The sequence below is a fragment of the candidate division TA06 bacterium genome, assembly GCA_016235665.1.
Classification (GTDB): Bacteria; Edwardsbacteria; AC1; order AC1; family EtOH8; genus UBA5202.
On record JACRJI010000003.1, the window covers coordinates 145,494 to 159,651 of the forward strand.

The 14,158-nt window shown below is 50.9% G+C and carries 14 protein-coding genes; 8 read left to right on the forward strand and 6 right to left on the reverse strand.

What is annotated here, in order from left to right:
* Window positions 1–528 precede the first annotated feature (528 nt).
* From HZA73_01345 to HZA73_01380, 8 genes are all read left to right on the forward strand, one after another.
* The gene (locus HZA73_01345; protein MBI5804671.1) at window positions 529–3,147 is read left to right on the forward strand and encodes a hypothetical protein; all 2,619 of its coding nucleotides are present in this window, start codon (window positions 529–531) and stop codon (window positions 3,145–3,147) included.
* 115 nt (window positions 3,148–3,262) lie between these two features.
* Window positions 3,263–5,149 (forward strand): hypothetical protein, encoded by a 1,887-nt coding sequence (locus HZA73_01350; GenBank protein MBI5804672.1) that lies wholly within the window; start codon window positions 3,263–3,265, stop codon window positions 5,147–5,149.
* 3 nt (window positions 5,150–5,152) lie between these two features.
* The gene (gene mce / locus HZA73_01355; GenBank protein ID MBI5804673.1) at window positions 5,153–5,554 is read left to right on the forward strand and encodes a methylmalonyl-CoA epimerase; all 402 of its coding nucleotides are present in this window, start codon (window positions 5,153–5,155) and stop codon (window positions 5,552–5,554) included.
* Between the two features lie 103 nt (window positions 5,555–5,657).
* On the forward strand, window positions 5,658–6,653 hold the full coding sequence (locus HZA73_01360) for a hypothetical protein (GenBank protein ID MBI5804674.1): 996 nt from the start codon (window positions 5,658–5,660) through the stop codon (window positions 6,651–6,653).
* A gap of 65 nt (window positions 6,654–6,718) precedes the next feature.
* A complete protein-coding gene (locus HZA73_01365; protein MBI5804675.1) occupies window positions 6,719–7,294 on the forward strand; it encodes a LemA family protein in 576 nt (191 codons plus the stop codon).
* Window positions 7,295–7,555: 261 nt separating this feature from the next.
* Window positions 7,556–8,149: a cysteine hydrolase gene (locus HZA73_01370; protein MBI5804676.1), complete on the forward strand. Its 594-nt coding sequence runs from the start codon at window positions 7,556–7,558 to the stop codon at window positions 8,147–8,149.
* 151 nt (window positions 8,150–8,300) lie between these two features.
* Window positions 8,301–9,224 carry an NAD(P)/FAD-dependent oxidoreductase gene (locus HZA73_01375; protein MBI5804677.1) on the forward strand — a complete coding sequence of 308 codons (924 nt, stop codon included), beginning with the start codon at window positions 8,301–8,303 and terminating at the stop codon, window positions 9,222–9,224.
* A complete protein-coding gene (locus HZA73_01380) occupies window positions 9,221–10,123 on the forward strand; it encodes a radical SAM protein (GenBank protein ID MBI5804678.1) in 903 nt (300 codons plus the stop codon). Before HZA73_01375 ends, HZA73_01380 begins: the two co-directional genes overlap by 4 nt.
* Before the next feature lie 130 nt (window positions 10,124–10,253).
* Here HZA73_01380 and HZA73_01385 read toward each other — a convergent pair whose 3' ends face one another.
* Genes HZA73_01385 through HZA73_01410 form a run of 6 tightly spaced genes read right to left on the reverse strand, consistent with a single transcriptional unit; the run spans window position 10,254 to window position 13,959 of the window.
* A complete protein-coding gene (locus tag HZA73_01385; GenBank protein ID MBI5804679.1) occupies window positions 10,254–10,439 on the reverse strand; it encodes a hypothetical protein in 186 nt (61 codons plus the stop codon).
* Window positions 10,440–10,486: 47 nt separating this feature from the next.
* Window positions 10,487–11,056, reverse strand: a complete 570-nt coding sequence (locus HZA73_01390; GenBank protein MBI5804680.1) for a zinc ribbon domain-containing protein — start codon at window positions 11,054–11,056, stop codon at window positions 10,487–10,489.
* Between the two features lie 22 nt (window positions 11,057–11,078).
* Window positions 11,079–11,735 (reverse strand): hypothetical protein, encoded by a 657-nt coding sequence (locus tag HZA73_01395; GenBank protein MBI5804681.1) that lies wholly within the window; start codon window positions 11,733–11,735, stop codon window positions 11,079–11,081.
* A 51-nt stretch (window positions 11,736–11,786) separates the two neighbouring features.
* A complete protein-coding gene (locus HZA73_01400; protein MBI5804682.1) occupies window positions 11,787–12,425 on the reverse strand; it encodes a response regulator in 639 nt (212 codons plus the stop codon).
* 43 nt (window positions 12,426–12,468) lie between these two features.
* Complete coding sequence (locus HZA73_01405; protein ID MBI5804683.1) at window positions 12,469–13,386, reverse strand: zf-HC2 domain-containing protein; 918 nt, start codon at window positions 13,384–13,386, stop codon at window positions 12,469–12,471.
* Between the two features lie 39 nt (window positions 13,387–13,425).
* The gene (locus HZA73_01410; protein MBI5804684.1) at window positions 13,426–13,959 is read right to left on the reverse strand and encodes a sigma-70 family RNA polymerase sigma factor; all 534 of its coding nucleotides are present in this window, start codon (window positions 13,957–13,959) and stop codon (window positions 13,426–13,428) included.
* Between the last annotated feature and the right edge of the window lie 199 nt (window positions 13,960–14,158).

The following is a 14,158-nucleotide window of genomic DNA, read 5'->3' on the forward strand; positions in this document are numbered from 1 at the left end:
TGACGGGTAAAGACGGAAATACTCATCGCAGATGGAACAGAGTTACGCAGAAGGACTATCGAGCTTGCTCAGGAAAAGTAGAATGAAAACAGTGGATTTGTTTATAACGTAATATAACCCCTGTTATGTTCTTTTTCTTTTTTGTACCGCCAACTAATAAAAAGAACCAAAAAGAAAAAAGCTCGTTCAGCCTACGTAGCAGGCTGTCATATAAAAGCTACTTCGGCGAAGTGGGCTCGCTTAAAACTCTCCGGGCTACGCTTACGCCCTGCCTACGCAAAGCTTCGGCGGGCAAGCAAGGATTCAGCGGGCCCGCGTTGCGCTTCTCGTTGCTGACGGGCTTGTCTGAACTCGGGCTTTGGCCAAGCCCTCAAACATGCAGACAAGCTTTTTCCGCCATCAACTGCGATGCTCACTGATCGTTTTAACGCGACATGCTAGGTTTGGCACCAAGTGTTTACCCAGTATTCGGAGCTAATTGGATAAGTATTTTACACAGATTCATCAGCATCAAATGGACCATGCACCGTGCCGGAATACATTCTACATAAAGATCAAGAGTGGACTCTGGCAATAGCCGGGGGGAAAGGCGCCAGCCTGCAGCGGCTGCTCCGGGCGGGCTTCAAAGTCCCCCCGTTTTTTTGCATCTCCACCGCCGCCTATGACCGGTTCATGGCGGAAAACGGGATCAAGGAACTGACCGCTTCCGTCAAGCCGGAGGAAGCCGGGACGGCCGTCGGAAACAAGATAGTGAAATCACCATTTCCCGCAGCCATCCATGATGGAATATCCCTGGCCATGGCCGGACTGGCAAAGCAGAGCCCGGCGGATCGATCCCTGGCCGTGCGTTCCTCGGCCACCTGCGAAGACCTGCCAAAGCTTTCCTTTGCCGGCCAGCACGATACATTTCTTAGTGTAACAACCGAGTCCGGTGTGCTGGAGGCCGTCAAAAAGTGCTGGGCCTCGCTCTGGTCCGGCAGGGCGTTAGCTTACCGGCAGGCCACCGGAACAGACGGTGCCGGGGCCGGCATGGCGGTGCTGGTCCAGCTGATGGTCAAGGCCCAAAGTGCAGGGGTGATCTTCACCACCGACCCGGTCAGCAGTAGAATAGACCAGATGCTGATCAACGCCGTCCAGGGCCTGGGCGACAAATTGGTCTCGGGACTGATCTCCCCGGACGAATACACGGTTGACAAGACCGATGGCAGGATCACCCAGCGCTTGTCCGGCAAGGATTCCGTGCTGTCCGGTGAACAGATCAAAGAACTGGCCGGCCTGGCCCGGCAGCTCGAAGCCCTGTTCGGCGCGCCCCAGGACATAGAATGGGCCCATGACGGAAAGCTGTTCTGGATACTGCAATCCCGCCCCGTCACTTCAGTCTCGTCCCCGCCGGCCCTGCCGGACGTGCAGTGGGGCAACCCGGTCAACCAAAAGCTGGCGCAGGGCCGGGTCATCTTCTGGTCCAACTGGAACACCCGGGAGAACATGGCCTATCCATTAAAGCCCCTGGCCTGGTCCTTCTTCAACGACCTGCTGGTGCCGGTGATCGGTAACGTGCTGTACGGGGCCAAGCCCGGCTCGGTCCTTTCCCAATACAGCCAGTTTGTGGACCTGGTCAACGGCCGGGCCTACTGGAACATGTCGATGCTGGCGGGGCATCCTCTGGCCGGGCGGATGATCATGCCGCACCTGGACAAGCTGGATCAGGAAGCGGCCACGGCCTTTTCCGAACTGCAAAAGCGCGGTGATTTTGTCCCGGCCAAGATACCGCTGCCCCGGCATCAGTTGATCCTCCCGCTGATAAAGGGTTTTGCAACCTTCATTTCATTTCCCTGGCTGGCCTCGCCCCGCTGGATAGAAAAACGATGCCAAAGATTTCTGGTGCAGGTAAAGGAGTATGTGGAACTGCCCCTGGAAAAGATGTCCATAGGGCAAATGCTGGAACAGGCCCGGCTCTATGCGGATATAATCTCCAGGTTCGCCTTTCCCCTGCTGGTGGTGGCCAGCAAATCCTTGGCGGGTCTTTGGGTAATAGATAAGCTGATAAAAAAATGGCCGGACCTGAAAAGCGCCGGCCTGCTGGCCGGGATCCCGGGCAACAAGACCACCGAAACGGCGCTGGAGCTTTACAAACTTTCTTTGGCTCCGGAAGAAGTAAAAAATATCTTTGCCGGGTCCGACTTCGTCAATATTCATGACGTGCACCGGGTCCGCCGGGAACTTGACCAAAGCCAGGCCGGCCGGGAGTTCCTGAAAAGGATCACCGCCTTTCTGGAAGAATACGGCCACCGGGGCTCCAAGGACCTGGACGCGGGCCATCCCAGCTGGAAGGAAGATCCCACCTACATCTTTGCCATGCTCAAGGGTTACATGGGCCTGGGGCCTGAGGACCATAATCCCCTGGAGCAATTCCAAAAGGCGGTGGCCGGGCGGTTGGCGCTGGAGGCTGAGATCCGTTCCCGGCTGTCCTCCATAAAGCGCCGGGTATTCGATTGGGCGCTGAAGATGGTGCACGATTTTCTGCCCTGGAGGGAGAACGAGAAATTCTACGGGGTCAAGGTGTTTCCCGGCAGCCGCCGGATAATCGCCGAGATCGGCCGGCGCTACCTGCAGGCCGGGCTGATCGCAGGACCGGAGGACATATTTTTCCTGACCATACCGGAGATCGAACGGCAGGAAAAGGGACAGGGACTGGAACCTGCCCAGATGAAGACCTTGATAGCCGGGCGCCAGGCCCGCTGGCAGAAACAGGCGGACAGCCCGGGAGAGTTCATCATCCGCAGCGACGGAATAAGGGTATTTGGATTGACAACCCCGGCAAAAGAGGGTAAAATATTAAAGGGCGTGGCGGCCTCCGGCGGCCGGGTCACAGGCATTGCCCGGATCATCCGGGACCCTTCGCAGGCCCACAGATTCCGGAAAGGCGAGATCCTGGTGGCGCCGTTCACCGAGCCGGGCTGGGCCCCGTTGTTCCTACTTTCCAAGGCATTGGTGATGGAAGTGGGCGGAAGCATCTGCCACGGGGCCATCGTGGCCCGGGAGTACGGTATACCGGCGGTTGTGGGGGTGAAGGGGGCGACAGCTTTGATAAAAGACGGCGATATGATCACGGTGGACGGGGACGCTGGCGAAATTATTCTGTCTTAGTTTGAGAAAAAATCTGATTTAGAGCTATTGTTGAATGCGAATAAGCACGGATACTAACTGACTGTGAGAAATACAAGAAGCTGAAGTTGCCAAGGTAAAAGAAAGGTAATATTATATGGCCTGGGACCTTACTAAAAAGAAGATCGAAGAATTAGCGTTAAAATATAATATATTGCCAATACTTATTGGTATTGTATTGTGTGTTACGGTTTTCTTTTTTATAATGCACTATCTCACATTGTCATTTAGAGAAACAATATTTAACAATTGGTTTATTATTATTAGTTCTTCAATAATGATAATATGTATAATAATTAATTTACTGTTGAAAGCAAAATTATTTGTTAAAATATTATTAGGGTTAGCGATTTTCATTCCATTGGGAGGGCTTTATTTTGGCATATATAGTGTGCCATTGAACAAACGTTATATTACAGTCACTATTACAAATTTTAAACCAGTCAGTTCTAATGTAGTTGATGATGCTAATAATTTAACGTATGCCATATCAGATATAATTGGCAAAATACAGGATGAAAAAATACCGATAAGAATTAATAAAGTTAAATATTGTGTCGACGGGGCTAACCAAGAAGAGAGAAGAAAGAATGCAGTAGATTTGTGCAAGAGTATTATAGGTAGGGGCAATATTATTATTTGGGGTGATATTTGGAAGGATGAAAACCAATTACAAATAAAACCGTACATTACCTGCGCAAATCCATTTAATGGAATAAATTTTAAAAATGCTAATGGAGAACGAATTTATACTAGTTACGGTCCGAATTATTTGTCGTTTAAAAAACAGGTGTGTGACTCAATAACGGAATTATTGTATTTTGTGTTGGGTGTGGCATATTTTAATGACAACCACATTTTGGAAGCGCTGAATCTATTTGATAAATCAGACATTGTTTCCAAATACTATTATAAAGGGTTATGCTATGACCAACTTGCTGATACTCAAAAGCCATTTACAAATTATAGTAATGCTATTGCTTGCTATGATAGTTTTATTGCTTTGGCCGGTCAGGATGATACTTTATGGGTTAATGCAAAATTGAATTCCGCGAATGCGAAACTGTCAGCTAGGTGCTATTACGATAGAAATGTATATTTCAATATGACGCGAAGCGTATATAATGACTATGTATTTATAGCAGACAAAGTAAAAAGCCCATTAGATTTATTTATTACTGCTAATAATATGTCGGTAGTAGCTTCCGATTTGTACAGTAAGTATAATGACACAAACGCCATCAATACATCTATGAAGATATTAGACTCGACAGTAAATATATTAGAAAAAACGCATTTTAGAAGATATATACCATATTGTTACTTTAACTCTGGAAGACATTGGAATGAGCGGATGTTGAAAAACGGCAACCAAAATAATGTGTGTTATAATAATGCAAGAGCGTATTTGAAGAAATATGAAGCACTACAGGACAAAAATGATACCTTGATGAATAGTGCCTACTATAGTAATATAGCAGACCTATTCATACATTTTAGTACGACTTTAATTGATAAAAGTAAAAGGAAGATTTATCTTGATTCCGCAAATATCCAACTAAAACAAGCATCCAAATTAAACTGCAAAGAAGTCAGAGAAAGTATCAAATTATCATATATTGTTTTGCTAGCAGAATACTCAAATATCGAAAACGATAATGATAAACGTCTTAAACTATTAACTGAAGCTATTGACACAGTAGACGCGTCACTTAAAATATTGAATAGATATAATGATGGTTTGGACTGGGCTTATTTATATTTTTTAAAAGCAGGTTTATTATATAGTGCTTGTTATAGAATTAATAATGACACTCTTACTCTATATTATAGTCCAATTGCGATAAATATAGGTCTAAGTGCTATCGATAGTGCAAAATCGGTATATACTGAATATAAAGCAGTTAGCAATTTGAACGATATTACTAAATTACGGGAAAAATATATTGCGGTAAGAAGTAATTTTAAAAATAAAAAGGATTAATGCATGCAAACCTCACAGATCGATCACATCGGCATCGCGGTCAAGAACATCGAGGAAGCCGCCAAACTCTACACCGACCTGGGCCTGAAGATCGAGGGCACAGAAGTTGTCGAGAGCCAAAAGGTAAAAGTGGCCTTCATCGGCATCGGACAGAGCCGGATAGAACTGCTGGAATCCACCGCCCCGGACGGCAACATCGCCAAGTTCATCGAAGCCAAGGGCGAGGGTATCCATCACCTGGCGGTGAAAGTGGACAACATCGAAAAGGCGTTGGAAGAACTAAACGCCAAGGGATACCAGCTGATAGACAAAACCCCGCGGATCGGCGCCGGCGGACACAAGATAGCCTTCCTGCACCCCAAGGCCACCAAGGGCGTACTGCTGGAACTCTCTCAGAGCCATTAACAATTAACAATGAACAACCGTGTGATTTCTAAGATCAACCCCCAATTATCTAATCACAAATAACTATTTCCCAAAAGTCGTGCATCCGCTTCAAAGAATATCCATGTACTTCCGCGACAACCGCAAACAGGCCTCCCAGGTCTTTGCCTTTCTGGGATTCGGACTGTATATGCTTGTTTCGTTAGTAATGAGGGGAAGCGGAATTTACGGTGCCTACTCCTTTTTTTCGGTGGTGCTTCCCCTGCTGGGGCTGACGCTGGGCGTTCTGGTCTTTACTTTGGGGTTTGAGCTGCTGCGGCAGAAAAACCTAATGGAGAACATCCCCCGCTCCAAGGCCCGCTCTGCCGCCATGGGGCTGGCCGAGGTCCAGGGCAAGGCGGCCCCCTACGTCTGGCTGAAAAGCCCGCTGACCCTCACCGATTGCCTTTATTACAAATTTCTGGTGGAAAAATACGAACAGGAAGGCAAGAACAGCCGCTGGAAGGTGGTCAACGAAGGCAGTTCCACTCATTTCTTCTACGTGGAGGACGAGACCGGCAGGATCCTGGTGGATCCGGTGGACGCCGAACTGCACCTGTTCTCGGACTACAAATACACCGGCACCGACATCATCTCCAGCGGCAAGGCCCGGACCTACAGCACGCCGTCCATCTTCGGCGGCCAGAGGATGCGCTACACCGAATGGTACATAGTCCCCAACGACACCGTTTACGCCATCGGCACCATCAAAAAGTGGAAGAGCGCCTTCGACGACCACAAGTTCAAAGTGGCTGAGAAGCTGAAGGCCATCAAGGATGACAAGGAACGGCTGAAGAAGTTCGACCTGGACGGCAACGGCCAAATTGACTGCGACGAATGGGAGATGGCCCGCCAGCAGGCCGAGCAGGACCTTTTAAAGGAACAGCTGGATAAGCCCCAGCAGCTGGAGGACGACGTGGTGATAAGCCGGGACCCGTCCAACAACATCATGATCATCTCCGACCAGGACGAGCGCCAGGTGATAAAGAATAAAACCATACAATCCGGGCTTTCCTTTGTCTCCGGCAGCGGATTGATAATCTGGATGGCCTACTTGCTGCTGAAGAACATCGTTCACTAACCGGTCAGCGGATCAAGCCAGAACCAAAGGCATTTGAAAATATAAAACTTAATAAGGAGACCAAAATGATAGTTGTGTTCCTGCTGCTGGTCATCATCGGACTGCTGCTGGTGGGAGTCATCGGCTACCTGATCAGCATCTACAACCAGCTGATCCAGGTGAAGGTCAACATCGACAAGGCCTGGGGCAACATCGAGGTGATGGAGAAACAGCGCTTTGACGAGATCCCCAAGCTGGTCAAGATCTGCGAGGGCTACATGCAGTACGAAAAGGAGACCCTGCAGAAGGTGACCGAGGCCCGCACCAAGTTCATGGAAGCCAAGACCCCGGCCGGCATGGCCCAGGCCAGCTCGGACATGGCCGGAGCGCTAAAGACCCTGTTCGCGGTGGCCGAGAACTATCCCCAGCTTAAGGCCGACCAGAACTTCGTCCACCTGCAGGGCCGGGTGACCGCGCTGGAGAACCAGATCGCCGACCGCCGGGAGTTCTACAACGAGTCGGTGGCCATCTTCAACACCCGGATCCGCCAGTTCCCGGATATGATCGTGGCCAACATGATGGGCTACATGGAGCGCGAGATGTACAAGGTGGCCGAGGCCGAGAAGAAGTCACCGGACATTGCTTTCAACATGCCCAAATAGCTTGACACCGGGCACAGCACTGTTATATAATTAAAGTTGGTCATGCAATAAGGTTTTGTAAAAAGCCACCCAGACCGGAGCTTCCGGTGTGGGTGGCTTCGTTTATTTACAGCCACAGAGGCACAGAGGCACAGAGGCACAGAGGCACAGAGACACAGAGGAATAAAACACTTCGCGTTCACTTCGGCATTACATTTCTGTATACTTAGTGTGGCGCTCAGTGCATGCTTAGTGTCTTCGCGGTTTAAAAATAAGGTATTTATGAAAAACACTAAAACAGTCCTGCTGGTGATAGATTGCCAGAAATATTTCTTCGACCCGGCCTCACCGGCCTACCTGCCTGCATCCAAGAGACTACTGCCACGGGTGAAAAAGCTGGTCACTTTGGCGCAGGTCCGTAAATGGCCGGTGGTCTTCACCATCCATGGGCCGTCGTACAGTCCCGGGAACCTGATGCTTGCCAAATGGCGCCATTTGCCCAAGGGTAAACAATGTGAGCTTCAACAAGACTTGAACGTTCCGGGCAAGGCAAAGATCATTCACAAGCAGCATTACTCGGCCTTCATTGGAACGGGGCTGGAAAAATATCTGAAAAAGCGGGGTATTGGCCGGGTGGTGCTTTGCGGAGCTATGACCCATCTTTGCGTGGATACCACCGCTCGGCACGCCTTTATGCTGGGGTTCCAGCCTGTGATCGTCAGGGATGCCTGCTGCTCCAAAAGTCCGGCCCTGCACCGGGCGGCCCTGCTGGCGCTGGGACACGGCTTTGCGGAAGTTGTGAGTACAAGAGAAATAACCGGGAATTTCTTGTCCGCAGACGTTGTGCTGAGTGAGTCGAAGCATTACGCAGATTAACAAAGATAATTCATACTATTTATTATCCCTATTTTAAGGTAACTGGCCGAACTCATCCCCTGCCATCCCCTTCTCTTTCGTTCATGTTGGCCATCTGCCGGCCAAGAGAAGGGGACATGGGGTTGAGTTGGTATGAACTGTGAACAATATCATGAAACCATACGACCTCATAATCATCGGCGGGGGGCCGGCCGGGATCGGCGCGGCCCTGCAGGCCGGGCGCGAGGGGCGCAAAGTACTGTTGGCCGAAAAGGACATTTTGGGCGGCCGGCTTAACCATGCCTTTTGGGTAAAGAACTTTCCTCTGGCCGGGCCGGAAGGAAGTTCCGGGAAAACAATCGTCCGTGGACTGGTGAAACAGTTGAAGAGCCTTGATATTGGCACGATCCAAGGCACTTGTCAGGCTATAGACCATAAAGGCGTATGTTTTGTCTCTTTGATAAACGACCACTTGTACAATTCCCGGTCGGTGGTCATGGCCGGGGGGCTGGAGCCCAAGAAGCTCCTCGTCCCCGGCGCTGGGAAAGCCTTTGAACAGAAACGCTTGGTTTACTACTGGGACGATATTCCTGGGCAACTGAAAGACAAGAGTATAGCAGTCATCGGCGGCGGGGAAGTGGCTCTGGATCAGGCCTGTAGTCTGGCAGCCAAGGGGGCCAAGGCTACGGTGCTGGTTAGGGGCGATAAAGTGAAAGCCTATCCCGGTTTGATCAAAATGGCGGAAGGCCTGGGGGTGAAGATAAAATACGGTTCCATAATTGACAGGATCTCTTTGAACGGGCAGGAGCTGGTTCTCCATGGTTCAGAAAACAGGAACATTAAATGCGATCGGGCCGTGGTGGCCATAGGTTCATCTGTACCAGGGACAATTATCTATAGTCAAGCAAAAAAGCTCTTGAACAAAGGGCTGTATCTGGCCGGGGATCTGGCAAACAAGGATCACAAGCAAGCGGCCATTGCTTTTGGCAGCGGGGTACAAGCTGCCATGCTGGCTGACCTCACCCTTTATCCCTCTCCTAATACTTCGACCGGCTCAGCAACATTAGGAGAGGGAAGGGTCAAAAGGAGCAAATGAACATCCTTCAAGTGAACGGCAAACCTGAACTGGCCCGGGTCTACATAGCCAGCCTTCGCAATGATCAGAAATACCTGGTGGAGTTCGTGGATGCCTGTTCCCCGGTCCTGGGCGACAGGCTGAAGAAGTGGGTGATCATCGTTTCCACCCAGCTGGGCTGTCCGGTGAACTGCGTGATGTGCGACGCCGGAGGCGGGTTCAGGGGCAACTTGAGTTCAGATGAAATGCTGGGGCAGGTCAAAACAGTAGTGGCCGAGAACGGGCTGGATCCCAACTCCTGCGCCAAGTTCAAGGTCCAGTTCGCCAGGATGGGCGAGCCGGCCCTAAATTCCCAGGTGATCACAGCGCTCCGCGAACTTTCCGCCCTGTATCCCGGAGTGATCCCCTGCATCGCCACCATCGGGCCCAAGGATTCCAGCCGCTGGTTCAGCGAACTGCTGATAGTGCGGGACCTGTTCCGGGATTTCCAACTGCAGTTCTCGATAAACTCTACCGATGAGGCTTTGCGCAATGTGATCATGCCTTATCCCAAGATGTTATTGAGCCAACTGGCAGATTACGGCCAGGCTTTTTACCGGCCGGGCCAGCGCAAGGCGGTGCTGAACTTTGCCCTGCAGCCCGATTGGCCGCTGGATGCGGTGGAACTGAGGAGGAAATTCGACCCAAAATATTTTGCGGTCAAGCTGACACCCACCAACCCCACCGCGACCGGCAGGGAGAATGGTCTGGATCTGAACGAGGACTTGGGCTCGATAAACGGCAAGATGGAGGAAAAGGCCCGGGACTTGGAACGGCAGGGGTTTTTGGTGATCAGATCCATCGGCGAGCTGGAGGAGAACAGGATAGGAAGCAACTGCGGCCAGGCGGTAAGAAGTTTTGTGGACTGCATGGCTGTATAGCAAGAAGCCCCCCGCCTTTGGCGGGGGGCTTCACTCAGCTAGCGATAGCCTAAAGGCTATCGCTAGATATCATCAAGGTTTCTAACGAAACCTACCCAAAGTATCAACCCCGTTGTCGCGTTAAGAACCATCAGTGAGCATCGCAGTTGACGGCGGTTAAAAGCTTGTCTGCGCCTGTTTGAGGGATTGGCAAAAGCCCGAGTTCAGACAAGCCCGCCGTCAGCGAGAAGCGCAACGCCCGGATGGTTCTTTGCGACGAGCTTTTTTCTTTTTGGTTCTTTTTCTTAGTTGGCGGTACAAAAAAGAAAAAGAACATAGATAAAACAATATCTATTCATTTAGGAAACTTGAAAATCCATTGGCTCAAAACCCGCTGCGCAGCACTTCTTTCAGCAGTCCCTTTTTGCCCACCCCGTATATCGCGCAGCCTTGGGCCCGGCCCTCGCTGACATCCATGGGCACGTATATTATCTGTCCGGGTTTAAAGGCTTTCCAGTCCGGGGGCTCGATCTCGGATTCGCCCACTGCCGGATCCCTTTGGTCAAATGGGTTGTGTAACTGCCGGAGGACGGAGTAGATGTATTCCATGCCGGGTTCATCCATCTTGGAGCTTTCCAAGTCAAGGCTGGCCGGGTAGCTGTCGTATTCCACCGCCATCTGGTCCAGGGCCACCCGCAGCTGCCGCATGTTGCTCTTGACGACGGACTCCCGGGCCAGGTTAACCTGCATGTTGTACAGCCGGTATTGGGGAATGATGATGAAGAGGCTGCTGATGGCCAGGGCCGCGATGATCAGCAGACAGCCCAGGCCCTGCCCCGGCCGGTAGAACTGCTGCCAGAGGCTTTTTTTGTTAAGCTCGGGCAAAAGGCCGGTGCATTGGGTGCAGCGCTTGGCTGCGGGGTTGTTTAGGGTGCCGCAGTGCGGGCAGTACATAGAAACTGATTGAACGAATATGTTATTGAGGGTTCTTAATTTTACGATCCCGTTTATAGGGGAAACTAGAAGAAATGTCTGAAATCAGAGATTTTGCCAATCCCTCCGAAGAACTTCCAATACTGCCAGATAGCTTATGCTCATAGTTCCATAACAAAGTTCCTGCCCCGGCGTCGTGTATGCTAACGGTCACATTGACCTCATTGGTAGGCCCCCAAGCCCCGAAAATAACCCCCATCGCTACTGCGGCTCCTGTGGACATCGGTTTGGACCGGCGAACATGACCAGTAATAATGGCATCGACGTTCAATATTTCTCGCAATTTTTGAGGTGTGTAAAAAGATAAAGAATCATACTTTATGCTTGCGTCATTGAGAAGAGCATTGGTTTGTGTAACGTCCTGAAAGGTCACAGTAAATTTGTTTTTTGCCTCACGTTCAAGGAATTTGATGTACATCTGTTGTTGGAGCGAATAGGCCTCCTCTTTTTGGATTGAAGCAATCGTTTCGGTTGTCATGTCTTTGGGGAGTTTGGAAGGATCGTAGCTAACCTTAAACGGCATTATGGCAACGGTCTTATGGGCCTGATAGTAAACATCAAAATCTGGTGCGGTATATATGCTGGCGCAACCAGTTAAAAGAAGGGCTGGAATAACAAACAGAAGAGTAAAACGTTTCATTTTGAAACTCCTTAAATATTGAAAAATAAAACCCCCGCAACTGCGGGGGTTTTAAACATGCTCGGCGGTGAATTTTCCCTGGGTCCAGGAAAGCAGATTTCCCAGCGCAGCCTCGTCGTTGCTCCCGTCCAGGTTCCAGGCGCTTATCCGGGAGTCGTTTATCTCCAGCAGGCCACGGTGCCCGTCGCCGGAGTCCATCTCCACGTAGCCGCTCCAGTTGCCGATGAAGAACATGTCCAATAAACTGAAGACCGAGATAATGGACAGGTCGCCGGTGAACTTCTTGGCCTTCTGGGCAAAAAGGCTCTTGGCCTGCTCGGCCAGCTTCAGCCGCATGTCTATGGCCTTGATCAGGTCCTGGCGGCTGCAGGGCTTGGTGATGTACTTGGAGGCGCCCAGCAGATAGCCCTGGATGCGGTTCTCCATGCCGGTCTTGGCGGTCAGGAAAATGAACGGAGTGCCCCGCATGCCGGGAATTTCCTTGACCTTCTGGCATAGCTCGTACCCATCCATCCTGGGCATCATGATGTCCGAGAGGATCAGATCAGGAGTGTTCTGCTTGGCCAGTTCAAAGGCCTCGGCGCCGTCGTTGGCGGTAAAGACCTCGTAACCGTTCTTCTTAAGCTCGAACTCCATTATTTTGACGATGTTGACCTCGTCATCGGCCACTAAAATTTTGTATCCCGGCATGCGATTAGTATAAGCTAAACGCTGTATTGATGTCAATACCTTTTTATATTCCGTCCAGGTTTATCCTGATGGCCGATCTTACCTTGGGCTCGGGGCAGTCCTTGTTTCCGTCGGGCAGACAGATCTCTATCACCGTGACCGTCTCCACCGAGGAGGGGCTGACCTGCGAAGTAGCCAGAGAAACCGGGGCCGGAGCCGGTGATGAAGCCCCTTTAACCGAGGCCTGTACTGAGGCAGGTTTTGCGGCCAGGTCTTTTTTGTCTGATATCCCGGCAGAGCCAATTGCGTGGGAACTGATGGAAGCGGCCATTTCCATGCTTTTGGCTCGCTTGGCCGGGGCCGCTGAAGGAGCTTCTTTTTCCATGGAGACCTCAGCCAGGTCCATCTCCGGCGCAGCTTCCATTTTCCGGATTTCTTGGGCAGGTGTCTCTTCACCCGCCTCTTCGGCGGGAGCTTCGGCCAGGTTCAATTCCGGAGCGGCTTCCAGGCTTTTTGAACTTTGGGCCGGGGCCTGATATTTTGCCTCATCCGCAGCGGTTGGTTGGGATATGGCTGGGGCTTCCAGCAAAACTGTCCTTTGTTCTTCCGGAACGGAGCGGTACAGGCGGGGTTTGGTCAGGTCGCCGGAGACCAGCACAATGGCCAGGCTGGCCAAAGCGGCGGCGGCGGTTACCCAGCCCCAGCTGAATCTTTTGGCTTCTTTCTGCGGAGCCAGTTTCTGTTGGGCGATGCGGTTGGCCACGGCCGAGCCAAAGGTCTGGAAATAGCCCTCGGGGGTTTTGATGCCCTCGGCTTTTTCCACGGCCTTGTCCACCAGGGACAGCTCAGTCAAAACGGCTTGGCAGGCGGCGCATTGCTTCAGGTGCTGTTCGACCTCAAGCCGTTCGGTCTCCGTCAGCTGGCCGTCGTAGTAGGCGCCTATCTGCTCCGGCGTGAATGTATGTTGTTCTGTGTGTTTCATTTTCTTTATTGTTGGGGTGGGTCTAAGACCAACCCGTACTTATAATATCTCCTTCAAATTTTTTCCCAGCGCCAGCCGGGCCCGGGACAACCGTGACATCACGGTCCCGATCGGTATCTTCAGCGCCTGGCCGATCTCGGAATAAGAGAGGTCCTTGTCCACCCGTAACTGAACCACCATCCTCTGGTCTGCTGGCAGTTTGTCTATCTCTTTTCTTATCTTTCTGCAGGCATCGTCGTTGGCGAAAATCTCGGCCGGGTCCGGGCCCTGGTGTTCCAAAGCCTCGTCAATCGGAGCCAGTCTTTTCTGTTTCTTCAGCTGGTCGTAGCAGAGGTTAAGGCATATTCGGAGGATCCAGGTGTAGAACTTGTAGCTGTCGTCGTACTGTTTCAGGGCAAAATAGGCCTTGACGAAGGTTTCCTGGGCGGCCTCATCGGCCAGGTCATGGTCCCGCAGGATGCGAGCGGCCGAAGAGTAAACCGCCTTCTGGTAACGGATTACCAACAGGTTAAAGGCCTGGTTGTCGCCGGCCAGGGTCTGTTCTATAAGCGCTTGATCGGTTTGCTGTTCCAAGTATATACTTTCAAAAGGCTTGGTTTATTCCACTTTACCGGGCTCGCCACCAAGACATAAAGGCACCAATATTTTTCTTTAATTCTCAAGCAGTAATTTATATCCTTTGTGTCTTAGTGTCTTTGTGGCAAAATACTTTCTTAAAACTATAATTTATAGTATAATACAAAGGCCACCGCAATTCAAGCAAATAATAAAG

Excerpts from the sequence above, each read along its gene's own strand:
- HZA73_01350 (MBI5804672.1), top strand. The coding sequence starts at position 3,263 with ATGGCCTGGGACCTTACTAAAAAGAAGATCGAAGAATTAGCGTTAAAA.
- mce (MBI5804673.1), top strand. The coding sequence starts at position 5,153 with ATGCAAACCTCACAGATCGATCACATCGGCATCGCGGTCAAGAACATC.
- HZA73_01360 (MBI5804674.1), top strand. The coding sequence starts at position 5,658 with ATGTACTTCCGCGACAACCGCAAACAGGCCTCCCAGGTCTTTGCCTTT.
- HZA73_01365 (MBI5804675.1), top strand. The coding sequence starts at position 6,719 with ATGATAGTTGTGTTCCTGCTGCTGGTCATCATCGGACTGCTGCTGGTG.
- HZA73_01370 (MBI5804676.1), top strand. The coding sequence starts at position 7,556 with ATGAAAAACACTAAAACAGTCCTGCTGGTGATAGATTGCCAGAAATAT.
- HZA73_01375 (MBI5804677.1), top strand. The coding sequence starts at position 8,301 with ATGAAACCATACGACCTCATAATCATCGGCGGGGGGCCGGCCGGGATC.
- HZA73_01380 (MBI5804678.1), top strand. The coding sequence starts at position 9,221 with ATGAACATCCTTCAAGTGAACGGCAAACCTGAACTGGCCCGGGTCTAC.
- HZA73_01385 (MBI5804679.1), bottom strand. The coding sequence starts at position 10,439 with ATGTTCTTTTTCTTTTTTGTACCGCCAACTAAGAAAAAGAACCAAAAA.
- HZA73_01390 (MBI5804680.1), bottom strand. The coding sequence starts at position 11,056 with ATGTACTGCCCGCACTGCGGCACCCTAAACAACCCCGCAGCCAAGCGC.
- HZA73_01395 (MBI5804681.1), bottom strand. The coding sequence starts at position 11,735 with ATGAAACGTTTTACTCTTCTGTTTGTTATTCCAGCCCTTCTTTTAACT.
- HZA73_01400 (MBI5804682.1), bottom strand. The coding sequence starts at position 12,425 with ATGCCGGGATACAAAATTTTAGTGGCCGATGACGAGGTCAACATCGTC.
- HZA73_01405 (MBI5804683.1), bottom strand. The coding sequence starts at position 13,386 with ATGAAACACACAGAACAACATACATTCACGCCGGAGCAGATAGGCGCC.